The sequence below is a fragment of the Pokkaliibacter sp. CJK22405 genome, assembly GCF_046614695.1.
In the GTDB taxonomy this organism is placed as follows: domain Bacteria; phylum Pseudomonadota; class Gammaproteobacteria; order Pseudomonadales; family Balneatricaceae; genus Pokkaliibacter.
Map to the genome: position 1 here is coordinate 18634 of NZ_JBKKHQ010000008.1, position 25029 is coordinate 43662.

Here is a 25029-nt window from a genome sequence, read left to right on the forward strand (position 1 = left end):
AAGTACGCCGCTTCTAACATTGCTAAATTGAGAGACGCCATGAAAGTCAGTGTGCTGGTTCCGGTCTACAATCTTGAGCGTTTTGTCCTGCCTTGTCTTGAAGGCTTGCTGGCGCAGGAGACGGATTTTGACTTTGAAGTCATCGCCGTTGATGACTGCTCACCGGATAATTCCCATGCGCTGATGCTGGAACTGGCGGCCCGCGAACCGCGCCTTAAGGTCTATCGTAACGAGCATAATCAGGGGCTGGCAAAAACCCAGAAACGTCTCTTGTCGCTGGCTTCCGGCGAGTATCTGGCGTATCTGGATGGCGATGATCTGGCACTGCCCGGTAAGTTGCAGCGTCAGGCGGATTATCTCGATGAACACCCCAGCTGTAGCCTCTGCTACCACGAATCCGAAATGTTTGATGATGAAAGCGGTCGCTTTCTTAAGCATTTCACCGAGGATTACTACAACGCGAAATACCTCTCGAATATCGCTGGGGTAGAACAGCTGATTCGCTACGGCGCCTTTGTGAACGCCAGCTCCATCATGTTTCGCCGTCATCCGAATCTTGCCGATGCCATCGATGAAGGCTGCAAGATCATTCTTGATCACACTTGGCATATCCTGATTCTCTGCCTTGGTGGCGGCACCCTCGATTTTATTCCCGAGGTGCTGGGCCGTTATCGCGCCCATGCCGGAAGCTTCGGTGCCCAAACCTCTCGCTCTGCTGCGCGCCGTGAGCAGTCGCTGGCGGATCTGATTCGCGCCTGTGACAACGCCCTGAACTACGGTGTTGATGCGCTGCTGGTGGCCAAAGGCCGTGCTCATCATTATTACTCGGCTGCGCTGTATTTCCTGTTCCGCGAGGATGAAGCGCGTTTTGTGCAGTTACTGGAACAGGCGAGGGCGACGCTGCCGGCGACGCATCAGGACTGGTATTTCGATGCGCGCCATCGCTTTGCTTATGAGCACCGGCAGGATGCCGGCGCGGTTCGGCAGTTTTTAAAGGCGGGTGGCTGATGCAGGGCGTTGATATGCGTTCTTCTGATGCCGCATCGTACGATGCGATCGTCATCGGCGCGGGGATTTCCGGCGCGGTAATGGCCGAGCGGATGGCCAGTCAACTGAACTGGCGGGTGCTGGTGATTGATCAGCGCAGCCACATCGGCGGTAACTGCTTTGATGAGCTGGACGCCGATGGCATCCGTATTCATCGCTACGGGCCGCATCTCTTTCACACCGACCGCGAAGACGTCTGGCAATACCTCTCCCACTTCACCCGCTGGCAACCCTACGAGCACCGTGTGCTCTCCAGTATTGATGGCGAGCTGGTGCCGATTCCTTTTAACCTCACCAGCATTGAGCGCTGCTTTCCGGAAGAAAAAGCACAACGGATGATCAGCGCCCTGATCGCGCGCTTTGGCGAAGAGGCGCGAGTGCCGATTCTGGAGCTGCGCAAAGAGGCCGAGCCACTGCTGGCGGAGCTGGCGGATTTTATCTACCAGAAGGCCTTTGTGAACTACACCAGCAAGCAGTGGGGCGTGGCGCCAGAGGCCATTTCCCCGGCGGTGACGGCGCGTGTGCCGGTGGTAGTGAGCCGTGATGACCGTTACTTCACCGACCCCTGGCAGGCGCTGCCCGCAGACGGCTACACCGCGATGTTTGCCGCCATGCTGAACCATCCTGCCATTGAGGTGCGCCTCTCTACCCCAATGAGCGAGATGCTGCGCTTTGACTGGGAGAGTCAGCGAATTTATCGGCGAGAAGGCGGTGAAGAGTCGCTGTTTACCGGCAAGGTTATCTACACCGGCATGATTGACCAGCTCTTCGCAGCGGACCGCGGCGCGCTGCGTTATCGCTCCCTGCGCTTTAGCTTTGAGCGTAAGGATCAGCCCTGGTGGCAACCGGCCACCACGGTGAATTACCCCAATGATCACGACTACACCCGCATCACCGAATTTCGTCACCTGATGCAGCCAGAACCTGCCGCTGCAGCCACCACGGTGGTGTATGAGTTTCCCAAAGAGTTTGATCCGGCAGCGGGGGATGAACCCTATTACCCCGTCTTCACCGAGGAGGGTCAGCACCGCTTCGATGATTACGCCGCGCGCGCCAAAGCGATGAGCCAGCTGCACTGTCTAGGGCGCCTTGCCCAGTACAAATATTTCGATATGGATGATGCCGTGGCCAATGCGCTGGAGGCGTTTACGGCGCTTGAAGCTGCCATTCGCAGCAAGTCAGCCGGCGGTGAGAGCGTGCCACATGGCTAAGGTGATGAGCATTGCGGATCTCAAACAGGCGCTGCAGCACACCTCGGCGCAGGTGATCTCCTGCGATATGTTCGACACGCTGATTTTCCGCCGAAGTGGCACGCCCCATGGATTATGGCGGCGGATAGGCGAGCAGGCCTTTACCCTGGGTTTATGGCCGCAAGAGGATACCGAAGCCTTTGTCCGTTGCCGTCAGCAGGCGGAAAGTGATGCTCGCAAGCGCAAGTTTGCCACCGCTCATCATCGCGAAGTGACGCTGGAAGAGATTTATGCCTGTTGGCCGCGTATCGACGCCGCTCGCCTGATCGCACTTGAACAGCAGATGGAAGTAGAGGACTGGTGCCTGAACACTGCCCTGATCGAGATGCTTGCAGTGCTCCAGCAGCAGGGTAAGCGGCTGATCCTCACTTCGGACATGTATCTGCCCACGTCATTGATTCGCGCCTACTGGCAGGAGCATTGCCCGTCGCTTTCGTTTTCTGACGTGCTGGTATCCGGCGAGTGTGCCGGGAGCAAAACCGATGGTTTGCTCTATCAGCAACTGATTCGGCGAGCAGGCGTTCTGCCCGGGCAAATCCTGCATCTTGGTGATCATCCTGTCGCGGATGGTCAAATGGCGCTCGCAGCGGGCGTGCAGGCCTTGGTATGCAGCTTTGAGTCCGGCATCGACAAGCTGGAAATGCTGGAAAGCCGGCTGGTGGCGAAAGAGCCTGCGGGCCTCTCGCTCTATCGCAAACGCTGGTGGTGGGCAAAGGATAAGCATCAGAATAGCCCGACGGCGGAACTGGCCGGGCTCGTGTTTGCTCCGGCGCTGTATGCCTGGGCCGCCTGGGTGGCTGCGCGCTGCCAGCAACTGGGTATCACCCGGCTTTATTGCTTTCGCCGTGAAGGGGAGTTGGTGCGCCAGCTATTGGCGGCGATGCCCTGGGTTAGGTTTGAGGTAAAAACGCTGGCGCTCTCGCGGCGCTCTACTTTTCTGCCAGTGCGCGTTGAGTGTTCTCTCGACACGCTTTATGAACTGACGGCACGGCGGGGTTATACCCTGTCGGAGCTGGCAGAGGATATTGGCCTTGGCGTGCCTGAGTCGCTGAGTGCTCAGGCCGCTCAGCCGCTGGCTCACCTGGTCAGTCAGCCAGAGTGGCATGAGGTCACGTCCTGGATTGAGCAGGAGCAGGCCGCTATTGCTGCGCATTTACAGACGCAGCGCCAGCGACTGATTCGCTATCTCAAAGCGCAGGGTATCCGCAACGATGGGCAGATAGCGCTATTGGACTGGGGCTGCGGCGGCAGCCTGTTTGCCAATCTGGCGCAGGCGCTGCCCCTCGATCAGGTGCGGTGCTTTATGTTCTATCAAAGCCCGAAAGCCGCCAAAGTGGCGCTGTCACAGCATCTGGAAGTTTTCCAGCCATGGAAACATGCCCAGTGGAGCGAGGTGATGGCGGCCTATCCTGAGGTATGCGAGATCCTTCTCAACGGTTTGGAAACCTCCACGCAGTCCTATCAGGAACATGATGGTGAGGTAGTGCCGGTAGCCGTTCCCAACCCCGACATCACGCCACAGCAACAGGCGCAGCTTGGCGATTTTCGTTCAGCCGTGCTGGCGTTTGCCACCCAGGCGGGGAGAGAGGGTTGGCTTAACGGTGGCGTAACACTTGCCGACCGTGATCGCTTTTTTGCCATGCTCTATCGGCTGGTGCGCTATCCGCGTTTTGAGGAAGCCAAGGCCTTGCAAACCCTGCCGGTACCTCTTTCTCAGGGTGAAAGCACACCGCTACTCACCTCTCAGGATATTGCCGAGGTGCAGGCGCTGTTTGGCAATAGCACCGATGCATTCGAGCTTGGGCGCAGCGGCGGCCATCCGCTGGTCGCGCGCAGCTGGTGGTACCCGGGCCTGGTGCCTCTGGCATTCCCCGGGAATGAGAAAGCGCTGGGTGAGCTGGTGGTCAATCAGGATGATGATATCGTCGCCCCGGGCTTGCTTGAGCAGCTGACGCGGGCAGGTATCCGCTCTGTCGCGCTTTATGGTGCGGGCGCTCTGGGCCAGCGGGCGATGGATCTGTTACTGGATAACGGCATCGGGATTACCGCCGTGGTGGATCGGCGCGCTGAGCATACTGCTTTTGAACTCAATGGCGTGCAGGTCGAAACGCTACATCAGGTGCTTGAGCGTGGAGAGCGCTGCTTTGCTGTGGCGTCGCGCGCCTTCGCCAGTGAAATTTCTGCGCAGCTTCGCCAGTCTCTGGCGGGGATGAGTGATGCGCGAATCGTATTGTTTTACGAGGTGCAATGATGCCTCCTCTGGAAGTGAGACACGCCATGAAACTGACCCTCGTGACCTGTACTTTCAACAGTGGCAAGACGCTGGCGCGTTGCCTTGAAAGTGTGGCCAGCCAAACGGCTATTGAGCATATCGAGCACATCATTGTGGATGGCGGCTCGCGGGATGACACGCTGGCGGTAGTGAGCCGGTTTCCCCATGTAGCGAAAGTGATCTCTGAGCGGGATTACGGTGTTTTTGATGCCTTCAATAAAGGGCTGGCCGCCGCCACCGGCGACTATATTCAGTATCTGGGCTCAGATGACAAACTCTCCGATGCCGATGCGACCGCTTATGCCCTGGCCATCCTCAAAGAAGAGCAGCTGGAGTATTTATCCTGCCCGACCCTGACCGTGGATGAGGCTTCCCGGAGCCAATGGCAAACCACCTGCACTGCCCTGAGCAAAGGCGACAAGCACTTTATTCATCCCTCCCACCCCGGTTTCTATATGCGCACTGAGCAGGTGAGGCGTATGGGCGGTTTCCCGCGCAGTTTTGATATCGTCGCGGATACCTTCGTGATGCTTAAAGCGATTCTTGAACTGCATGGCCGCTTTGATGATCGCATCGTCGCGCATTTCTATCAGGGCGGCCTCAGCAGCACCATTGAGAACCAACTCAAGGTCAAGAAAGAGTGCGAGTGCGTCTATAAGTTGCTGGGCATCAACGAAGAGCGCAAAACCGATGAGCAGCTCGCGGCGGAATATCGCTCGACGGTTTACGCCTTACGTGAGCTGTTTCTGGATCAGCTGACAGATAAAACGCTGACGGCTACGTTATCTGCTGACAAAACGATTGCGGTCTTCGGCACTGGCGTGATGGCGGCCATCATGACGGAAGCACTGGCAAAGCAAGGTATCAACGTTGATTGCTACGTCACCACGTCCGGAAGTGACGAGCCGTTTCGCGGTAAAGCCATTAAAGCCATCAGCGCCCTTGAAGGCGTGGATGTGGTGATTAACACCATCGAAGGCGGGCATTATGTTGATATTAATGCCGCGCTTTTACAGGCCTGGCCTACGCTCAGTATTCTGCATTGGCACGAAATTCTGGATAAACACTCATGAGCACTATCTGGATTGGCGCCTCAAGTCTGGCAGACAAGGCCTTCCATAAATGGGTGGGATTGTACGACCAGCCTAAACCGCGAGTCATACTGGATAATGACCCCGCCAAGCAGGGTTCGACCCGGCAGGGGGTGTCGGTTGATCTGGTGGCTAATGTGCAGCGTTATCTTGAAGGTAATGACGCTGAGGCGAGGCTGATTCTGACCTCGTCTTATGCTCGCGAGCTACGTGCGCAGTTACTGGCGCTGGGCGTACCTGAGAGACAAATCGTTGATTTCTACGATCATGATGCTCAGGTTGATGGTGGCCTGCTGTCCCGCAATGCCCTTCTGAAATCGCGAACGCAGGGTAAACGCTGTGTGATTGTTGGTAATGGCCCTTCGCTTAATCAGATCGATTTGAGCCAGCTAATGCCGCTGGACTGCATCTGCGTTAATCACGCCTACAAGAGTGAAGCCATTCTGTCGCTGCAGCCCAGGTTTTGGGTGGTGGCCGATCCGCTCTTCTGGCAGCAGGCTGAGCTTCATCTCGATCCGGTTTTCGATGTGTTGCAAACCCATCTGCCTGAGGCGCGCTTATTAATTAATGCCGATGCTATTTTCTCCTTTGACCGTTCGCGGGCGATGAGTGAGCAGGTGTATTACTTCGATATGTCTCTGCCTCGGCCTGAAACGGTGCTGGCATCCTGCGATTTTGAATCCCGCATGCCGCTTTGTGCGCAAAACGTGCTTTGTCCTGCGCTGATGCTGGCCATCTATCTGGGTTACGAGGAAATTCTGCTGGCAGGGTTCGATCATACCTGGTGGTCCTATACTCGCGAGGATATCGCAGCGGGGAAGGTCATTCCCCATGCCTATCAGCACACCTCCTCGGACAACAAGATTTCTACTGATGCCTATGCTGACCTTGGCTATGAAGGGCTGCGTGCCACCATTGCACAGCAACAGCAGGAGTACGGGCTAATCCGAACCTATGCGCAGACGCTGGGCCGACGGATTATCAGTATTACCCCGGGGGAGATGACCTGTTTCCCGTATCAGCGATTCGATGATGTCTTTTCTGCAGGGGTTGTTGAGGATGGCAAGCCATGCTGAGCCGATTCCGTTCACTGATTGATGAGCGCCTGTCACAAGGCAAAACCTTGTTGATTTACGGTACAGGTTCTCTGGCCGAGCAGTGTATTAACCAGAACCCCTGGATCCTGCCGAGAATTCACACCTTTGTGGTTTCCAGGTCTGCAGAAGGGCTCTTTCTTGGGTTACCCGTTGTGGGGATTGAGGAGTGTTCCCTCGCGCTGGAGAACTGCTTTTTTATCATTGCCAGTTCGTATCATCGGGAGATTGCAGCGGGGTTGATGGCGCGCGGTCTGATGCCAGATCAGCACTTCATTCAGATCTACCAGACCATTGACCCTTCGACCCAAACCCGGCGCCGGGTCAATGGCGTTGAGGTCGGTAAATACAGCTATGGTTATGAAAGCTTCTGTTTTAGTGGCTCTCTGGTCGAAAAGGTGGGGGCGTTTTGCTCGATCAATAACACCGCGCGTATTGGTGAATTCAACCATCCACTCGATGCCATCACGACGCATCCGCTGCTCTATGTCGCCGAAGGGGAAAAGCTTGGGTATGAAGGTGTCCCCGGTTTGCTGCCTGCAGAGGCACTTATGGATATCTATGCCGTACCCAGTAACGGCCCAATTGTGATCGGTAATGATGTCTGGATTGGTGCCAATGCCGTTGTGCTGCCAGGGGTGACGATAGGCGACGGTGCGGTGATTGGTGCTGGCGCGGTAGTGACAAAGGATGTTCCTGACTACGCCATTGTCACAGGAATTCCCGCGCGAGTGGCGCGCTATCGTTTTACCGATAACGAGATCGCAATCCTGAAAAAAGTGCAGTGGTGGCAGTGGAGTGATGAGCGTATCCGCGAGGAAGCACCGCTGATCAAAACTCCTGCACTATTCTTTGAACGTTATGCCTGATCAATCGTGACCGCTTCAATAAAAAGCCCGGGGATGCCGGGCTTTTTCGTTTCGGGAGCTCCGCCTTACTTGACGGTAATAAACGCCGGAATGTGGCTGAAAGGCAGTTTCTCAACGTGTAAGTCCGTCCCCTGGATAAACTCATCCACCGCGCGGGTTTCGCCTTCGACGGTGCCGTAATCATCCAGCACGATGATACCGCCCTTGACCATACGCGATGCCAGTAAGTCCAGCGCCAGTTTACTTGGACCGTAAACATCGACATCGATATGCAGCAGGGAGACTTTCAGCTGTGGATGTGCGGTGAGATAGGCGGGCAGGGTTTGCATGATATCGCCCGCAACCAGCTCAATATTGCTCAGGCCCTTGTGCGCCAGAAAGTCATTCAGTGATTCCTGCGAAATCCCATCGCCAGCGACTTCTTCAAACAGATCGATAAAGTCAGCATCCGCCGCCGAGCCTGACTCGGGGCGAGGAAAGCGACCAAAGGCATCAAAGCCAATGACCTTGCGCGACTCCGGTGTTTCGAGCATGTCCCGAAACGAGGCAAAGCGGATCAGCGAGGCGCCTTTAAAGACGCCAAGCTCAATCACTGTTCCGGGCAAATGGCTGATGCGCTTGTAGAGTTCGAAATGGGCGATCAGCTTTTGCAGGCGCTTGGGGTCGGAGGTCAGGTAAAAACCATTCTCGTAGGTAAAGGCCTGATCGGTATCAAATCCAAAAGTCTTCATAAAAAGCCCTGTTAAAGGTGTGCGGCTTCCAGTGCTTCGAGGGCTTGCCAGAAGCCTTCGCCCTGATTCTTGTGGCCCTGCCAGATCTCCGGGATAAAGGAGGCTGTGGGCGCAGCGCGTTGCAGCTCGGCGGCCAGCTCCGCAAAGTCGATCTCTCCCTCGCCAATCTGAAGCCCTTCGCCATCGACACCGGCAGCATCGACGATATGCAAATGTGCGGTGTAAGGAGCCACCGTGCGAATAAAGCTGGCAAAGGACGTCTTTTCCAGGTTGCAGGTCAGCTTCGAGTGGGAGATGTCAAAACAGATCCGCAGATCGTTGGCCTGACAGAATTCGGCAATTTCTCCCGCGCTCATAAAGAGGTTGTGGTAGCGCTGCCCACCGAAATGCCAGGGGTAGGGCGGCATCGTCTGGGGAATAATCTCGACACCTTCGCGGTCCAGCTCATTCAGCGATTGGGCGATTTTTTCATATTTGCGCTGACGTTCCTGTGCGGGCAGAAAGTGATCCATGCTAAAACCGCCGGCATTGATGATGATCATCGGTCGGGTGCTGCGATGAAAATAGCCTTTCAGGGTGCGGGTAATATCAATCACACGCTGGAGCTCTGCGACTGAGCGGCGGCGATAGCTTTCGTCATCGCTACACAAATCCATAATGTGATCGCCCTCAAACAGCTCCGGGCTATGGACGACGACATCGAGATCATAGCCTGCGGAATCCAGAAACTTCGCAGGGTCGAGCTCCATATCCTTGTAGCTGAAGTGAAATTCGACCAGATCCAGATTGGATTTGTCGGCCATGGCGGCAAAGTCGTGATAGCGCACCGGAATGCCAAATGGGCGGTTGAAACGGTATTCGCGGGCCTGAATCTGACGCTCACGAAGATCGGAGGGATAGAAGAAGTCACCCGCGTCGATGTCGCGCTGAGCAGTGCGGCCAATCAGCTGATGCTTTAGATAAGGCGCCAGACCTTTACCGGGGCTGCGGATATCCAGATCCTCGGCCTGAATCACCTCACCGGCGCGCAGCGTGCGAACACAGACCAGACTTTTACCAAGCACTTCGCGGTTCATCATTTCGCCCTGGGTCACCGTGCGCTGGCTGTTCTGTCCCAGGGCCTGCTCGATTTCACGAATGCCTTGCACCATCTGGGTAAACTCATCCGGCAGCAGGCTGACGCGGTGATCATTGCCTTCCATTGCCCGATCAACGGTGAAGTGTTTTTCAATCACGCGTGCGCCCAGGCCAACGGCAGCAATGGCGACGGCAATACCGCGTTCATGGCCGGAATAACCCACATAGCTGCCCAGCGCCAGTTCACTTAAACGGCTCAGGTAGCGCAGATTGATGTCTTTAAACGGGGCCGGATAGGTCGAGTTGCAGTGCAACAGCACAAATTGTGCCCCGTGCTGATGAAAGATGCTGACGGCATCACGGATTTCCTGCTCCGTTGACATGCCGGTGGAACAGATCAGGGGTTTGCCGGTACGCGCCAGCTCATGGAGGAAGTCGTGATTGGGCAGATCCGCCGAGGCGATCTTGTAGGCAGGCATGCCATAACGTTCCAGCGTTCTGAGGCTGGAAGCATCCCAGGGTGTGCACAGCGGGATGATGCCCTGGGTTTTGCAGTAGTCGAAGACGCTAAACATGTCTTCAACACTGAGCTGGAAACGCTCCAGTAGCTGCAGGGTGTATTCGGCACCGAGATCCTCCCCGGCGCTGCTGCCCGAGGCGGCCTGACGATACAGGCTTTCCAGATCTCGCAGCTGGAACTTGGCGCAGTCAGCACCGCTTTGCACAGCCAGATCAACCAGTTTTTTCGCCAGGACCGGATCCCCATTATGGTTATTGCCAATCTCGGCGATCACAAACACACCGCTGTCCTCGGAGAGCGTGAAGTGATCAATCTGGATGGGCTGGGTTTCCTGAGTGGCCACTGCTACCAGACGGCCTTGCGCATCCAGCAGAGGAATAAACTCGATACGACGGGAAAAAAGGGCGCTTAACTCTTCCCGGGGCAGCTCTTCCGAGGCGCTGGTGAAGCGGGAGTTACTGGCCAGCGACGCGGGCTGGTTCAGGTCAAAGTCCCGGGTTTCGAGCAGCCAGCGGCGAAAGTCGCCATCGGTCATAACGCCTTCAAGCACGCCATTCTGCGCCAGTACAAAGACGATCCCGCTTTTGTTCTGACTGATCTTTTGCAGGGCGTGGCTCAGGCTGTCATCGGAAAACACCACATAGCGGGCGATGTTACGGTCAATGATCATGGATTTTGCTCCCGCATCAGTGTTTCCACGATGGCAAAGTCGGTCAGAGAGTCAATCTCCCAGGATTCGCACTCTTCCATGCAATGCATGGCAATCTTGCCGCCCAGGCGGTTTTTGCCGCTGGCTAACAGTGAGGTCCGTGTCAGATAGACTGAGCCATTTTCCCGGTATTGCTTGTCCCCGGGGCGGATATCCTGGCGCCGGGGGCGGTTCATGTAGTCGTACTGGGCGATGGGGGCGGGCGGATTTTTCCAGAAAAAGGCATGGCTTTCACACACGGAAACCAGAGAGTCGGCGCCTTCATCCTCAAACTGTTGAATCGCCTGAGCCAAACGATGCGCCAGACGAAGCGGCGAGGTGGGTTGCAGCAGTACCATGACGCTTTCACCTGGCGTCATCCAGTCTTCCAATACCTGCAGCATCACCGCTTCAGTCGAGGTGCTGTCCTCTGCCAGATGCGCAGGACGCAGTGCCGGAACTTCCGCGCCGGCATCGCGGGCTACCGCGGCAATGGCTTCGCTATCGGTGGACACCAGTACCCGGGAAATGGCCGGGCAGGCCAGCGCCTGTTGAATGCTCCAGACAATTAATGGCAGGCCGTGAATGGGCCGGATGTTTTTACCGGGAACGCCCTTGGAGCCGCCGCGGGCTGGAATCAATGCCGTGTAGGTCATGGTGTTGCCTCTTCGTTTTTCACGGCGACAAATAGCAGGGTATCCGTGGTGTTGCGTGCGGCATGAAAGGCTTCATAGGCCTGTTGTAACTGCCGGGCGGAGGCATCCATCACCGTGGCTTTTAACCCGGAAGGCTTTTCTTCGGTCAGCCAGTGAAAGTGATTCCAGGCCGGGTAGCGCTGCACTCCGAGTTCCTGAGTTACCTGCCAGCCACAATGGGTTAGAAGTTTACGAAGGGACTCATGGGTATGCAGCACCAGATGCTCCGACCAGAACGTGAACTGGCGGTAGGCTTCAGGGCCATGAGTCAGTATCCAGTCCTTGCCGTGCGGGACTTCAATAATCAGCAGGGCGTTTTTGTCTGCGGCATCGTAGAGTTCACGCAGAATGCGCGGTGCCTCCAGTAAATGCTCCAGCACATGAAAGAGGCTGATGACCTGAGGTTTGATCGTCGTTTCCAGTTGCCCGACCACATGAAAGCCATCGGCCTGCAGCAGGTTTCTGTCTCCGGCATTAAGCTCAACGCCTGTGGCGGAGCGAGCCAGATGGGCATCCTGACGCAGCTGGTAACCCGGTCCGCAGCCAAAGTCGAGCCAGACTTTGCCGGTAATCAGCGGAGCAAGAATGTCTGAACGGCGCAGGCTATCGGCCTGATCCATTTCATTGCGAAAACGGGCTGAACCCTGAGAAGACTTGTCGGTGTAGTACTCGGTATAGCCCTGGCCTTTGCCTGCTCGCTGCGGGTCGAGATACACCACGCCAGAGGCCTGATCGCGAAACACCGCCACAGCAGCATCACGGCACTGATCACTGATGCGCCGACTGCTGGCAGTTTCAATCAGGCCCTGTTGCGTCAAAAAGTCGAAAATAGTATCCATTCGGCAAGGCTTCCTGGGTTAAGTAGCGCACGTCTCTGAGGCTCGGGTTGTCGTTAAAATACGATAACCCTCAGGAGCGTTTCAGAACGTGACAAGCAAATTAGCGGCCTTGCGACTCGCATCTTTAGCACCAACCAGGCTATATGCGCCTAAATATTGACGCTGTTTGGTCGATAAGGGTGTTAATTCGCTTCTTCGGCTCTGTTACCTGAGCCTACGCAGACTGATGGACTAGTTATGATCACACTTGCCTCAACCACCAATCTCATGCCCGGCAACCGCGCGTGGCAGCCGTTGGCCAATGAAGGTGAACTCCACTTTGCCGAGTTCGGCCACTGGGGGCAAGTCCTTGAAGCAAAAGCAGAAAGTGCCTCGCCTGAGCAGATCGTACTGATCTGGATCTGGGAAGACCTGATCAGTCAGGAATTGCTGGATGGCTGGCGCGAACTGGCCGATGAGGATCGGCGTCAGGCGATGTACGACTTCTGCGAGATTCTGCTGGTGTCCGTGACCCGTCGGCTGAAAGCCCGTCCGCAGGACGCGGTTCTTCTGGGGGCGGTCAGCGTTGCGCCTCAGCATGTGTTTTCCAGCGTTGAAACTCCGGGGCTGATGGTCGAGCTGCAGCAGGCGCTTCGCTGGCAGGTACAACAGGCTCAACAGCGCCACAGCAGTCTGCACTGGCTTAACCTGCAGGGCTGGCTCACCGAGCAGGGACGCACCAACTGCTTCGATGCCCGCAACCGCTATTTTGCCTCCTGCCGCTTTTCCATGAAGGGTCTGGCTTCTTTGGCTCTTTGGATTCAGCCGCTGCTGCACCGTCTCAAGGAACCCGCGCGCAAGGTGCTAGTACTGGATGCGGACAATACGCTTTGGGGTGGTGTGATTGGTGAAGATGGCCTCACCGGGCTGCAGCTCGGTCAGGATGGTCTTGGCCGTGCCTATCAGGATTTTCAGCAGGTCGCTTTGGGCTGGCAACGCCGTGGTGTGTTACTGGCGCTGGCCTCCAAGAATGAAGAAGCCGACGTCTGGCGCGTGTTTGATGCTCATGCCGGGATGATCCTGCTAAAGGAGCAAATCAGCGCAGCGGCTATCGGCTGGCAGCCTAAGTCTGAATCGCTGAAGGCGCTCGCTGCCAGGCTCAATCTGGGGCTGGAGGCTTTTGTCTTCTGGGATGATAACCCCGCTGAACGAGAAGAAGTGCGCGCCAATACGCCGGAAGTTCTGGTGGTTGAGCCACCTGCAGGCGTCTGGGACTGGCCACAGGCGCTGCACTCCATGAGCGAGTTTGCTCAGGTGCGCTACACCCGGGAAGATCAGGGGCGGCAGGCATCCTATCAGGGTCTGAAGGCTGCCGAGGCGTTAAAAGCTGCACAGGCGGCAGAAGGCGGCGAAACCGGAGGAAGTGGCTTTCTTAAGCAACTGGCCATGATCGCTGAGTTTGCGCCGGTGGCAGAGGACTCCCGCGCACGTGCTGCTCAGTTGTGTCAGAAAACCAATCAGTTTCATCTCAGTTTGCGGCGCCATGACACCGGCGATCTTGAGGCTATCGAAGCCCAGGGCGGTCAGGTCTGGATGGCAAGCCTGAAGGATCGTTTTGCCAATCACGGACAGGTTGCCGTGGCGGTAGTTAGGCCGGCCGGCGAGGGCATCGCCTATCTGGATACTCTGGCGATCAGTTGTCGTGTGTTGGGGCGGCAATTCGAGCATTGGGTGATGCAGCAACTGGCCAAAGTCTTGAGCGCGAACGCCGTAACGACACTGGTTGTTGGTGTGGTCACCGGCGAGCGCAACACCCCTGCACGGGAGTTTGTGGCCTCTTTGCCGGTTGTCGCCTTTACCGGGACGCTACCAGCCATTCCCTTGCTTGAGGGCGAGCAGCGCTATAGCCTGTCCGTCGAAACCCTTTCCCAACTGCGTTTTGATGAGGTAATTGACTGATGAACCCTTTGATCCCGGTTCTTGTGCAACAGTTTCCGGATGCGCAGTTTGACCATAACAACCCTGCACTGGCGATCGGCAGCTTTCCTGCCTGGGATTCCCTCGGCCATTTCAATCTGATGTTGCTGATTGAGCAGGAATACGATGTGCGCTTTGAGCCTGAAGAGCTGACCGAGCTTAAGTCGCTGAGCCAGATTGAGTCGGCGCTGAAAAGCAAAGGGGTCAGCCTTTGAGCGATACCTCAGCCGCAAGGGCGCAGCTTGAGCACGCCCTGAACACCACACTGGCTGCTTTGGGTATTGCTCCCGGGCAGAGCCTGATGGTGCACAGCGATGCCATGGCTGTGGCTCAGTTTCGTGGTCTTGGCTCGCAAGAAGGCATGCAGTTTTTCTGGACAGCTTTACAGCGCTATCTCGGCGCACAGTCCACCTTGTTCGTTCCTACCTTCACCTACGCCCTGACCCAGGGGCAGGTCTATGACCCGGCGACGACGCCGAGTCAGGTTGGGCAAATGACCGAAGCTTTCCGCACCATGACTCAGAGCTATCGGAATCGTGATCCTATTTTCAGCATGGCAATGACGGGTAACGAAGCTGAATCCCTTGCGGCCCGTGACTGCACCAATTGCTTTGATGACACTTCTCCCTTTGCCTTTTTGCATCAGCAGCAGGGCATGATTCTGGGGCTGGGCTGCCATCCGGATCGCATTACCTTCACCCATTATGTTGAACAACTGTTGGGCGTGGATTACCGCTACCTGAAAACCTTCTCAGGCCAGCGTCGCTCTGCAGGCGGGGAGCCTGAGTGTGTGGAGGTGGCTTATTTTGTCCGTGACCTTGAGCGCGAAACCCAGATTGATCTTCGCCTGCTGATTGACGAGCTTAAGACTCGCGGTCAGTGGCGTCAGGCGCTGTTTGGGCGAATTCCTGTCTGGGCGGTGGCGTGTGAGGACTTTGTTGAGGCGACGAAAGCCCTGCTGACCCGTCAGTCCAACGGGTTGATTCGCGAGGCTCATGCCGGGCGCTGAGCGCTCATGCCGATGTATTCTGATTTATGCTAATTGGGCGCCCCTAAGGACTCACCATGAAGTTTCATCATCTCGGACTGGTCGTTGCCACGCTGGAACAAGGGCGCCGCTACTGTGAAGACGTGCTCGGAATTCATGATTTTAGCGAAGCGATCGAAGACCCGGTTCAGCGTGTCTGGGTGCAGTTTTGTGAAGACGACAGTGGCCTTCGCTATGAGCTGGTGGCTCCTGCCACGGACGACAGCCCGGTGAAGCAGGCGCTGTCCCGCAAACAGAATATTCTTAATCATCTGGCTTACGGTGTGGCCGATCTCACGGCAGAGGCTGAGCGCCTGCGCCGCCTTCGCCATATGCCCGTGACCCAGCCTGCGCCAGCGGTCGCGTTTAATGGTGCCCGTATCCAGTTTTTCCTGAGCCCCCTTGGACATCTGGTGGAGCTGATCGAGCAGGAGTCACACCATGGCTAATACCGAACCTTTCGCTTTCACCTATCCGGCGGCTCCCATGGCCTTTGAGGAAAGCCTGCCGGTGGGCGAGTTTCTGCATCAGTGCTGCACGGATCTTTTTCCTCTGAACCGGAGTTTGAGTGGTGATGGCGTGCGCCAGACTCTGCGCTACCTTCAACACTATCTCCCCGAGTTGGAGCTGCATGAAGTCGCGACAGGCACCCAGTGTTTTGACTGGACAGTGCCGGATGAATGGAATGTACGCGAGGCATGGATTGAAGGCCCGGATGGCCAGCGGATCGCTGATTTTGCCGCACATAACCTGCATCTGGTGGGCTATTCCGAGCCGGTCGATACGGTATTGAGTCTGGAGGAGTTACAGCCGCATCTTTACTCCATTCCCAAACAGCCCACGGCGATTCCCTATATCACCTCTTACTACAAGCGCCGCTGGGGCTTTTGCCTGCCTCATGAGGTGCGTGAACAGCTCAGCCCCGGCCAGTATCGGGTACATATCGATGCCACACTCGAACCCGGTTCCATGACTTACGCCGACATGGTCTTGCCGGGGGAGTCCAAGGAAGAGGTGCTGCTCTCAAGCTACATCTGCCATCCTTCCATGGTGAATAACGAGCTGTCCGGGCCGATTGTCGCCCTGGGGCTGATGCTGTGGCTTAAGTCATTACCCAGACGTCGCTATACCTACCGTTTGATGCTGGTGCCGGAAACCATCGGTGCGATTGTCTACCTCGCTGAGCATCTGGAGGTTATGAAAGCCCGCACCTTCGCCGGGTTTAACCTTACCTGTATGGGGGATGAGCGGGGCTATTCCTTCCTGCCTTCAAGGAAGGGGAATACCGAGGCGGACAGGATTGCCCTGCATGTGCTCAGGCACATGGATAAGGATTTCAAACGCTACAGCTATCTCGAGCGCGGATCGAACGAGCGCCAGTTGTGCGCACCGGGCGTGGATTTGCCGGTCACAACGCTGATGCGTACCAAATACGGTTGTTTCCCTGAATATCACACTTCTCTGGATGACCTGACGCTGGTAACGCCTGCAGGTCTCGCCGGCGGTTTTGAGGCAATGAAGCATGCCTTGGAATGCCTGGAGTATGACGCTATCTACCGGGTCACTGTGTTGGGCGAGCCGCAACTGGGCAAGCGTGGGCTTTATCCGGACATGTCGACCTGGGCATCCGGCTGGCAGGTGCGCGATATGATGAACCTGATCGCCTATTCCGATGGTGAGCACAGTCTGCTCGACATCGCTGAAGTGATCGGCGTGCCTTTCTGGAAAGTGCGAGAATTGGCGCAGCCCCTGATCGAACATCAACTTCTGGCGGCTGTCGAACCTGACTGACACAGCGATATTCACTCAAAATAAAAATCAGGATGACTCATGACCACTGTTCCCGCGACCTCTTCACCCTCGGCGTTGCCAGCTGCATCGGCAGATACCTGTCAGTCTGAACTGGTGACCTTAAGCCCCTGGGGCGGTGTACTGGCTCCCATCGTCGTGGGAATGTGGCGGCTGGATGAGTGGCCTGAGCGCAGGCAGGCACTGGCGGACTGGATGAATGCCTGCATCGAACTTGGCCTGACCAGTTTTGATGTCGCGGATATCTATGGCGGCTACCAGTGCGAGCGCTGGGTGGGAGAAGCGCTGGCCACCGGTAGCGTTAAGCGCGAAAACATTCAGATCGTCACCAAGTGTGATATTTGTCTGCCTTGTGAAGGTCGCCCCGAGTGGTCGACCCATCACTACAATACCGATCCTGATTATCTGACCCATGCGGTTGAGCGCAGTTTGTCCTCCCTCGGCACTGACTATATCGACCTTTTGTTGCTGCACCGTCCTGATCCGCTGATGAATGCCGATGAGGTCGCCGAGGCGCTGCAGGCCTTGCAAAACAGCGGTAAGGTGCGCGCCTTTGGTGTCTCCAACTTTACCCCCAGCCAGTTTGCTCTGCTGCAAAGCCGCTGGCCGCAGCTGGTGACTAACCAGATTGAGATGTCACTTTTACAACGCCAGAGTCTGTGGGATGGCACCCTTGATCAGATGCAGCAATTGCGGGTTCGCCCTATGGCCTGGTCGCCCCTTGGCGGCGGTCAGCTGTTTGATGAAGCCGCTAATCCTGAGCTTTATCGGGTCATGCAGGCGATCGCCAGTCAGCACAACACCAGCGTTGCAGTGATCGCTCTGGCCTGGTTGTTGCGACATCCGGCGGGTGTGTTACCGGTACTCGGTACAGGCAAGCTGGAGCGCATTCGTGAAATGCACTCGGCGCTGAATCTGAAGCTTAGTCGGGAAGAGTGGTTTGGTTTGCTGACGGCAGCTCAGGGGCATCCGATTCCCTGAGCTGGTTTAGAAGATATGCGGTTCAGAAAGTGCGCGATTCAGAGACGAATACGCGCATGATAAATTGCCGTCATGGGCATGGCGGCAGCTTCACTTTGCTCTTCATCTTCTGCTCCAACCCTTGGCTCCGCTTCCTGCCCATCCTGTACTGCCTGCTCAGCCACTTCGTGGGAGGAGTAATACAGGCAATGAAGTTCTCCTTCATGCACCGCCAGGCCCGGATAGCTGCAGTCGCCTCCGGAGGGCACCGTCAGACGCTCTTGTAATACGCCTTCACGATTCAGCCGCGAGACCTCTGTCCACTGGGGTAGCCAGCTGTCGGGATACTGATAGCGGCGGTAGGCGGCAAGAAAGTCCTCACTGCCGTGCAGGCTGATCATCTCCGGGCCGCCGATGCGAAAACCCAGATCCTGCCAGTGCCAGTCTGTATAGGGCGGCGTGGCGTTACCCAATAAACCGTGGGTGATGCTGATGTCCTGATTATCCCGGCGCAGCAAACACCAGGCCGTACCGTCTTCATCAAAACTCAGTGCATGTTCATTGACATACTGGCCGGCAAATTCCTCGACGGGTCGGCAATGCCAGTGACCGTCCGGATTCACTTCATACCAGAATAAACCCTGAACGCCGCCGGTGCCGTAAGCCATGCCATAGGCGGTATCGCCATGCCAGGTCAAACGCCAGAGCCAATGATTGGGTTCTGCAACCGGGGTGGCTTGTGACCAGTTTTCTCCGTCTTCGCTCAGCCAGTAATGGCATTGATGACTGACCGGCTGGTTCTTGTATGCCGCCGCGCCGACCAGCATCAAACACCCATCAGGCCGGACACTGAGCTTGGCGTCACGCACATCGGCTTCGGGAAGTGTCATCACTGCTACACTTACCCACTGATCCTGTTCCAGACGCAATACCCGTAACTGTCCGTCGGGAGAGACATGGCTTGTGCCTTCCCGGAACGCGGTATAGAGCTGACCCTTAAAAACGCGGGCATCGGTAAAGGCGTTGTGAGGCGCCTCGTTCCAGATTCGGTGAGCAGAGATCAGTTGCATGATGGACAGCCGCCGTTCAGAGTAAAGTCTGAGAGTAGCAGGAGCGGGAGTTGTGCTCAAACCAGCCGTTGGCACAATCTTTACAATGCTAATTGATTGATTATGAAGATAATTCTATTCATAGTGCGTTATCACTAAAAGAGAGTTCGATATCGGGGAAAGGCTTTAATAGCGCCCGGTATGTCGATCTTCTTCGCCGTCAGAACGAGGATGGGAATGAGTCAGGACGATCAGCAACCCGCCGGTGAGCCATCAGCGGCCTCCCTCAGTCAGGCTTTTGCCGAGTTCAATAGCTACGCTGAAGCACTGACGACTCAATACCAGAATCTCGAAGCCGAAGTGCAGCAATTGCGGGCGCAACTGGCCGAGCAAACCAAGGCCGTCAGAAATGCAGAAGCCCAGCGTCAGGCGCTGGCCGAGCAATATGAAACGCTGCTGGATATTCTGCCTCTGGGTATGGTGCTGATTGATAACCGCGGCACCGTGAAGCGTGCTAACCCTTCCTCCGTGGAGCTGCTCGGTGAGCCTCTGCAGAATGAGCCCTGGTTCAAAGTCATCCAGCGCAGCTTTGCTCCGCGCAAGGATGATGGCCATGAAATATCTCTGCGCTCCGGCAAGCGCGTTTCGGTTTTGACCAACTCGCTACCGGATCAGACCGGGCAGATTGTGTTGCTTTATGACCTCACCGAAACCCGTGATTTACAGGCGCGGCTTAGCCATCACGAACGGTTGACGGCCATGGGCCGGATGGTGGCGGCACTCGCGCATCAGGTACGAACGCCTCTGGCAGCAGCCATGCTCTATGCCTCCCATCTGCAGAATCCGGCGGCGGATGAGCAGCAGCGCCAGCGTTTTACCGCCAAGCTGCGCTCCCGTTTGAATAATATTGAACGCCAGATCCGCGACATGCTGATTTTTGCCCGCGGAGAAACCCAGTTACAGGATCAGCTGAGCCTGCCTGAGTTGCTCGCGCAACTGGAAGATAATCTGGATTTGCCGCTCTCCCAGCATGACGCCGACTGTGATGTGATCAATGACGCGGGTGATGTGCCTTTGCTGGTCAATCAGGAAGTGTTGATTGGCGCGCTGCTGAACCTGGTGAATAACGCCTTACAGGCGGCCGGGAGTGGTGCTGAGCTTGTGATTCGCAGTCAGCGCTCACAGGATGAGGTCAGTATTAGTGTGATCGATAACGGCCCGGGCATTGCGCCGGAGCAGATTGCCAAGGTGCTGCAGCCTTTCTATAGCACTAAAAGTCAGGGAACCGGGCTTGGGCTGGCGGTGGTGCAGGCTGTCGCCAAGGCCCATGGCGGGCGCTTTGAACTTGGCTCCGAGCCCGGCAAAACCACAGCAACGCTCTGGTTGCCCATTCAACAAGCATAACGAGATACGACAAGGGGACGCTCCATGACTCAGGCACGCATTCTTCTGGTCGAGGATGACGGGGACTTGCGCGAGGCGCTGGAAGATACGCTGTCGCTGGCGGGCTATGATTTTCTGTCAGCCGGCAGTGGCGAACAGGCGCTCAGTCTGCTCAATCATGAAACCGTGGATATGGTGGTGAGTGATATCTCCATGCCGGGCATGGATGGTTACGAGCTGCAGCAGCGGCTGCGCCACCAGATGCCTTATCTTCCTGTGGTGCTGATGACAGCGTACGGCGATATCAGTAAAGCCGTTGAAGCCATGCGTAATGGTGCCACCGATTATCTGCTGAAGCCGTTTGAGCCCGAGGCGCTGATCAACATCGTCAGCCGCTGTGTCTCCGGTCAGAAAACCGCGAGTGATGATGAACCCATCGCGGAAGACCCTTCCAGCAAGCAACTTTTCCAGTTAGCGCGTCGTGTCGCCACGACGGATTCCACCGTGCTGATTTGCGGTGAATCCGGAACGGGCAAGGAAGTCATGGCGCGCTTTATTCACCTGCATTCGTCACGCGCCGCTAAACCCTTTGTCGCTATTAACTGCGCCGCGATTCCGGACAACATGCTGGAGGCCACACTCTTTGGTTATGAAAAAGGGGCTTTCACCGGTGCGTATGCCGCCATGCCAGGTAAGTTTGAGCAGGCCGATGGTGGCACCTTACTGCTGGATGAAGTGACCGAAATGCCCCTTGAGTTGCAAGCCAAGCTGCTGCGTGTGCTTCAGGAACGTGAAGTCGAGCGCCTTGGCAGCCGGAAAACCCTGACGCTGGATGTCCGTGTGCTGGCGACGACCAACCGTGATCTTGCTGAGTATGTGCATGAAGGCAAATTCCGTGAGGATTTGTTCTACCGACTGAATGTCTTTCCTCTGGAATGGCTGCCGCTGCGGGATCGTCCTGCGGATATTGCGCCGCTGGCGAAGCGCTTGCTGGGAGTACATGCCAAAAAACAGGGGCGTCATGCCATGGCTCTCAGTGCTGACGCCGTCACCAAACTCAGTGGCTACGATTGGCCGGGTAATGTTCGTGAACTGGATAACTGCATTCAGCGGGCACTGATCCTACAGCCGGGCGAAGTGATTGACGCTGAAGATATTCAGCTGGATATGGGACGTTTTCGTCCGGGGTTGAAAGCCGCGCCGGTGGTTGTGGCTGCTGAGATGGATGAGGAAGAAGAGAATGCTGCTGAGCGTGGTTTGGGCTCGGATATGATGGCGCATGAATTCCAGCTTATTGTCGAAGCGCTGAAATCCACCAGAGGTAGCCGAAAAGATGCGGCGGATAAGTTAGGAATTAGTCCGCGTACTTTGAGATATAAATTGGCGAAAATGCGCGAAAGTGGATTTGAATTGGATTCTGCTTATAAATAATAAAGTTCAGGCGCTTTTTATTTGAAAAGGTTATTGGCAATTAATTAGTACTAAAGTGCTAATTAATTGCTGCCTTCGATTGATTACTCCCTTCCTTATATTAGAAAGTCCTGAAACACTCTGTGGCTGTGCTTCGCATTGAATCAGGAAAAGTTCCCCGTCAAATATACCAATGTCTACTTATTTGCTTTTCACGAGGCGAGTATAAAAATTCGTCTCGGATGGAGGAAATGGCGTTTTTGGGCTAAAAATTCTTTAACGCTTCCTCTATCGGCTGAGTTCTAGTCGTACAGCCTGTTATATCGACAATAAATCTAATCAAGGGCACCGTTATGAGCGACACCAAGGTCTATCCGATCGATCAGAAAGGGGCTGCCAATGCCCTGATCAACGAAGCCAGCTACCGCAAAATGTACCAGCAAAGTATCGAGAATCCTGAGGGGTTCTGGGCGGAGCAGGCCGGGCGTCTTGAGTGGATTACGCCGTTTACCAAAGTAAAAAATACCTCTTTTGATTCTCACAATGTCGATGTTCGCTGGTTTGAGGATGGTCAGCTGAACGTGGCCAGTAACTGTCTTGATCGTCATCTCAAAACCCGTGGCGACCAGATTGCCATTCTCTGGGAAGGCGACAGCCCGGAGGAAAGCAGCCAGCTGACCTACCGTGAGTTGCATCAGGCCGTCTGCAGGTTTGCCAATGCTCTTGAGGCTCAGGGCGTCAAGCGTGGTGATGTGGTTACCCTGTACATGCCCATGATTCCGGAAGCGGCGGTGGCGATGCTGGGTTGTGCCCGTATCGGTGCGGTGCACTCCGTGGTGTTCGGCGGCTTCTCCCCTGATGCGCTGGCCGGGCGTCTGGTCGATGCCGGTTCGCGCTTTGTTATCACTGCTGATGAGGGGCTGCGTGGCGGCAAAAAAGTCCCGCTGAAAAAGAACGTCGATACCGCACTTAAGAACCCTGAAGTGTCGGTGGAGCGTGTCATTGTTGTGAAGCGCACGGGTGGCGATATCGCCTGGGATGACTCCCATGATCTCTGGTATCACGATGCCATCGCCAGTGTTTCTGACCAGCACACTGCGGCGGTGATGAACGCTGAAGACCCGCTGTTCATTCTCTACACCTCAGGTTCAACCGGTAAGCCCAAAGGTCTGAAGCACACGACAGGAGGTTACCTCCTTTACGCTTCCATGACCCATCAGTACGTCTTTGATTACAAGGACGGTGATATCTACTGGTGTACAGCCGATGTGGGCTGGGTCACAGGTCACTCATACATTGTCTACGGCCCGCTGGCCAACGGCGCGACTACGCTGATGTTTGAAGGGGTGCCAAGCTATCCGGACAACAGCCGCTTTGGTCGTGTGATCGAAAAGTACAAGGTGAACCAGTTTTACACGGCGCCGACGGCTATTCGTGCCCTGATGCAGCAGGGTGAGGACGTGCTGGGGGACAGTGATCTGAGTTCACTGCGGATTCTGGGATCGGTGGGTGAACCTATTAATCCGGAAGCCTGGGAATGGTATCACCGCATTATTGGTCAGGAGCGTTGCCCCATTGTGGATACCTGGTGGCAGACGGAAACGGGCGGCGTGATGATCGTGCCTTTACCTTATGCAACGGCCGCGAAGCCAGGCTCCGCGACCCTGCCATTCTTTGGTATCCAGCCGAAACTGGTCGATAACGAAGGCAAGGTGCTGGAAGGTGCGACTGAAGGCAATCTGGTTATAGCGGATGCCTGGCCCGGTCAGGCGCGCTCCATCTGGGGTGATCATGACCGTTATGTGCAAACCTACTTCTCCACCTTCAAAGGCTACTACTTCACTGGTGACGGCTGTCGTCGCGATGAAGATGGCTATTACTGGATTACCGGGCGCGTCGATGATGTGATCAACGTTTCCGGGCACCGCATGGGCACTGCCGAGGTGGAAAGTGCGCTGGTGGCTCACCCCAAAGTGGCCGAAGCTGCTGTGGTCGGTTACCCCCATGCCATCAAAGGTCAGGGTATCTACGTTTATCTGACGTTGCAGGCTGGTGAGGAAGGTTCGGATGAGCTGACCAAAGAGCTGAAAGCCTGGGTGCGTAATGAGATCGGCCCGATTGCCACGCCGGATCTGATCCAGTATTCCCCGGGGATGCCCAAAACCCGTTCCGGCAAGATCATGCGTCGTATTCTTCGCAAGATCGCTGAGGATGATTTTGCCGCATTGGGTGACACCTCAACGCTGGCTGACCCCTCCGTGGTGGATGATTTGATCAGTAATCGTCAGAACCGCAAAGGTTAAGGCGGATTCAGAAATGCAGCAGGCCTCAGGGTCTGCTGCATTTTTTTATGTCATTAGTTTTTCTGTCTTTCATGGCTGCCGTGAATGGCTTGATCGTAAAGGCCGTGTCGGCCACAATCATTGAACTTTTTGCATATGCGTACTTTGGCCATGATGGGCATGATTGCCCGCAGCCATGTCATTGTGACCCAACGGGTTATCATTCACCTGAGGAATCGCAAGAGCGCCTGACTAAGGGGAAATAAATGGACGTTAGTAACAAAGTTCTTATCGCTGATGATCATCCGCTGTTTCGTGCAGCGTTGAAGCAGGCGGTAAGCCAGGCCATTCCTCAGGCGATGGTAGTAGAAGCAGATACCTTGGAAGCGGCTCAGTCCGCTGCGGATGAACATCCAGATGCGGATCTGGTCCTGCTGGATCTGCACATGCCGGATGCTAACGGCTTCTCTGGCCTGGTTTTCCTGCGTGGTCAGCACCCCGGTATTCCGGTGGTGATGGTATCCGGCAGTGAAGAGCCTCAGGTGATCCGTAAAGCGATGGATTACGGCGCTGCCGGGTTTATTCCCAAGTCGGCTTCTCTGGAAGTGATCGCTGAGGCCATTCAGGCCGTCATTGAAGGAGAAGAGTGGCTGCCAATCGATATCGATGATCTGGATGATCAGGTCACTGAAGAGGAAGCCAAGTTTGCTGAAGCGCTGGCGACGCTAACGCCGCAGCAGTTCCGTGTCCTCATGATGCTGACTGAAGGTCTGCTGAACAAACAGATCGCTTATGAGCTGAATGTCTCAGAAGCAACGATCAAGGCTCACGTGACAGCGATCCTGCGCAAGCTGGGTGTGCATAGCCGCACCCAGGCGGTGATTGCCGCCAGCCAGTTGCTGGTGGACAAGCCCAAGGCTGAGCTGGAATAAGCTTTAGCGATAATAAAAAACGCAGCCCTGGCTGCGTTTTTTTATGCC

At 56.0% G+C, this 25029-nt stretch carries 21 protein-coding genes; 16 read left to right on the forward strand and 5 right to left on the reverse strand.

Features of this window, described 5'->3' with window-relative positions; translation table 11 throughout:
• Window positions 1-39: 39 nt before the first annotated feature.
• From ACKC9G_RS04635 to ACKC9G_RS04660, 6 genes are read left to right on the forward strand one after another with little or no spacing between them, the layout of a single operon-like run.
• Entirely contained in the window at window positions 40-1008 is a 969-nt protein-coding gene (locus tag ACKC9G_RS04635) for a glycosyltransferase family 2 protein (protein WP_411403763.1), read from the forward strand.
• 14 nt (window positions 1009-1022) lie between these two features.
• Entirely contained in the window at window positions 1023-2258 is a 1236-nt protein-coding gene (gene glf, locus ACKC9G_RS04640; RefSeq protein ID WP_411403764.1) for a UDP-galactopyranose mutase, read from the forward strand.
• Entirely contained in the window at window positions 2251-4548 is a 2298-nt protein-coding gene (locus ACKC9G_RS04645; protein ID WP_411403765.1) for a hypothetical protein, read from the forward strand. Before glf ends, ACKC9G_RS04645 begins: the two co-directional genes overlap by 8 nt.
• Window positions 4549-4574: 26 nt before the next feature.
• Entirely contained in the window at window positions 4575-5642 is a 1068-nt protein-coding gene (locus ACKC9G_RS04650; protein WP_411403766.1) for a glycosyltransferase, read from the forward strand.
• Complete coding sequence (locus ACKC9G_RS04655; RefSeq protein ID WP_411403767.1) at window positions 5639-6736, forward strand: hypothetical protein; 1098 nt, start codon at window positions 5639-5641, stop codon at window positions 6734-6736. The genes ACKC9G_RS04650 and ACKC9G_RS04655 overlap by 4 nt, the downstream gene beginning before the upstream one ends.
• Window positions 6730-7623: a CatB-related O-acetyltransferase gene (locus tag ACKC9G_RS04660; RefSeq protein ID WP_411403768.1), complete on the forward strand. Its 894-nt coding sequence runs from the start codon at window positions 6730-6732 to the stop codon at window positions 7621-7623. The genes ACKC9G_RS04655 and ACKC9G_RS04660 overlap by 7 nt, the downstream gene beginning before the upstream one ends.
• Window positions 7624-7688: 65 nt before the next feature.
• Here ACKC9G_RS04660 and ACKC9G_RS04665 read toward each other — a convergent pair whose 3' ends face one another.
• Genes ACKC9G_RS04665 through ACKC9G_RS04680 form a run of 4 tightly spaced genes read right to left on the reverse strand, consistent with a single transcriptional unit; the run spans window position 7689 to window position 12173 of the window.
• A complete protein-coding gene (locus ACKC9G_RS04665; RefSeq protein WP_411403769.1) occupies window positions 7689-8354 on the reverse strand; it encodes a TylF/MycF/NovP-related O-methyltransferase in 666 nt (221 codons plus the stop codon).
• An 11-nt stretch (window positions 8355-8365) separates the two neighbouring features.
• Window positions 8366-10621, reverse strand: coding sequence for an N-acetylneuraminate synthase family protein (locus tag ACKC9G_RS04670; RefSeq protein ID WP_411403770.1), 2256 nt, complete (start codon window positions 10619-10621; stop codon window positions 8366-8368).
• A complete protein-coding gene (locus ACKC9G_RS04675) occupies window positions 10618-11295 on the reverse strand; it encodes a cytidylyltransferase domain-containing protein (protein WP_411403771.1) in 678 nt (225 codons plus the stop codon). The genes ACKC9G_RS04670 and ACKC9G_RS04675 overlap by 4 nt, the downstream gene beginning before the upstream one ends.
• Complete coding sequence (locus ACKC9G_RS04680; protein WP_411403772.1) at window positions 11292-12173, reverse strand: class I SAM-dependent methyltransferase; 882 nt, start codon at window positions 12171-12173, stop codon at window positions 11292-11294. Before ACKC9G_RS04680 ends, ACKC9G_RS04675 begins: the two co-directional genes overlap by 4 nt.
• A 237-nt stretch (window positions 12174-12410) precedes the next feature.
• On the opposite strand from ACKC9G_RS04680, the gene ACKC9G_RS04685 reads away from it, so the two are divergent.
• From ACKC9G_RS04685 to ACKC9G_RS04710, 6 genes are read left to right on the forward strand one after another with little or no spacing between them, the layout of a single operon-like run.
• On the forward strand, window positions 12411-14111 hold the full coding sequence (locus ACKC9G_RS04685) for an HAD-IIIC family phosphatase (protein ID WP_411403773.1): 1701 nt from the start codon (window positions 12411-12413) through the stop codon (window positions 14109-14111).
• On the forward strand, window positions 14111-14344 hold the full coding sequence (locus tag ACKC9G_RS04690) for an acyl carrier protein (protein WP_411403774.1): 234 nt from the start codon (window positions 14111-14113) through the stop codon (window positions 14342-14344). Before ACKC9G_RS04685 ends, ACKC9G_RS04690 begins: the two co-directional genes overlap by 1 nt.
• Window positions 14341-15138, forward strand: a complete 798-nt coding sequence (locus tag ACKC9G_RS04695) for an AAC(3) family N-acetyltransferase (protein ID WP_411403775.1) — start codon at window positions 14341-14343, stop codon at window positions 15136-15138. The genes ACKC9G_RS04690 and ACKC9G_RS04695 overlap by 4 nt, the downstream gene beginning before the upstream one ends.
• A gap of 56 nt (window positions 15139-15194) precedes the next feature.
• Window positions 15195-15605: a VOC family protein gene (locus tag ACKC9G_RS04700; protein WP_411403776.1), complete on the forward strand. Its 411-nt coding sequence runs from the start codon at window positions 15195-15197 to the stop codon at window positions 15603-15605.
• Window positions 15598-16947 (forward strand): DUF4910 domain-containing protein, encoded by a 1350-nt coding sequence (locus ACKC9G_RS04705; protein WP_411403777.1) that lies wholly within the window; start codon window positions 15598-15600, stop codon window positions 16945-16947. Before ACKC9G_RS04700 ends, ACKC9G_RS04705 begins: the two co-directional genes overlap by 8 nt.
• Window positions 16948-16986: 39 nt before the next feature.
• Entirely contained in the window at window positions 16987-17946 is a 960-nt protein-coding gene (locus tag ACKC9G_RS04710) for an aldo/keto reductase family oxidoreductase (RefSeq protein ID WP_411403778.1), read from the forward strand.
• A 38-nt stretch (window positions 17947-17984) separates the two neighbouring features.
• On the opposite strand, the gene ACKC9G_RS04715 is transcribed toward ACKC9G_RS04710, so the two are convergent.
• Window positions 17985-18995 (reverse strand): hypothetical protein, encoded by a 1011-nt coding sequence (locus tag ACKC9G_RS04715; RefSeq protein WP_411403779.1) that lies wholly within the window; start codon window positions 18993-18995, stop codon window positions 17985-17987.
• Between the two features lie 216 nt (window positions 18996-19211).
• On the opposite strand from ACKC9G_RS04715, the gene ACKC9G_RS04720 reads away from it, so the two are divergent.
• The 4 genes from ACKC9G_RS04720 (at window position 19212) to ACKC9G_RS04735 (ending at window position 24981) form a co-directional block, all read left to right on the forward strand.
• Window positions 19212-20378, forward strand: a complete 1167-nt coding sequence (locus ACKC9G_RS04720) for a sensor histidine kinase (protein ID WP_411403780.1) — start codon at window positions 19212-19214, stop codon at window positions 20376-20378.
• Window positions 20379-20402: 24 nt separating this feature from the next.
• Window positions 20403-21788, forward strand: coding sequence for a sigma-54-dependent transcriptional regulator (locus ACKC9G_RS04725; protein WP_411403781.1), 1386 nt, complete (start codon window positions 20403-20405; stop codon window positions 21786-21788).
• 332 nt (window positions 21789-22120) lie between these two features.
• Window positions 22121-24070 (forward strand): acetate--CoA ligase, encoded by a 1950-nt coding sequence (gene acs, locus ACKC9G_RS04730; RefSeq protein WP_411403782.1) that lies wholly within the window; start codon window positions 22121-22123, stop codon window positions 24068-24070.
• Window positions 24071-24315: 245 nt separating this feature from the next.
• On the forward strand, window positions 24316-24981 hold the full coding sequence (locus ACKC9G_RS04735; protein WP_411403783.1) for a response regulator: 666 nt from the start codon (window positions 24316-24318) through the stop codon (window positions 24979-24981).
• The last annotated feature ends 48 nt before the right edge of the window (window positions 24982-25029 follow it).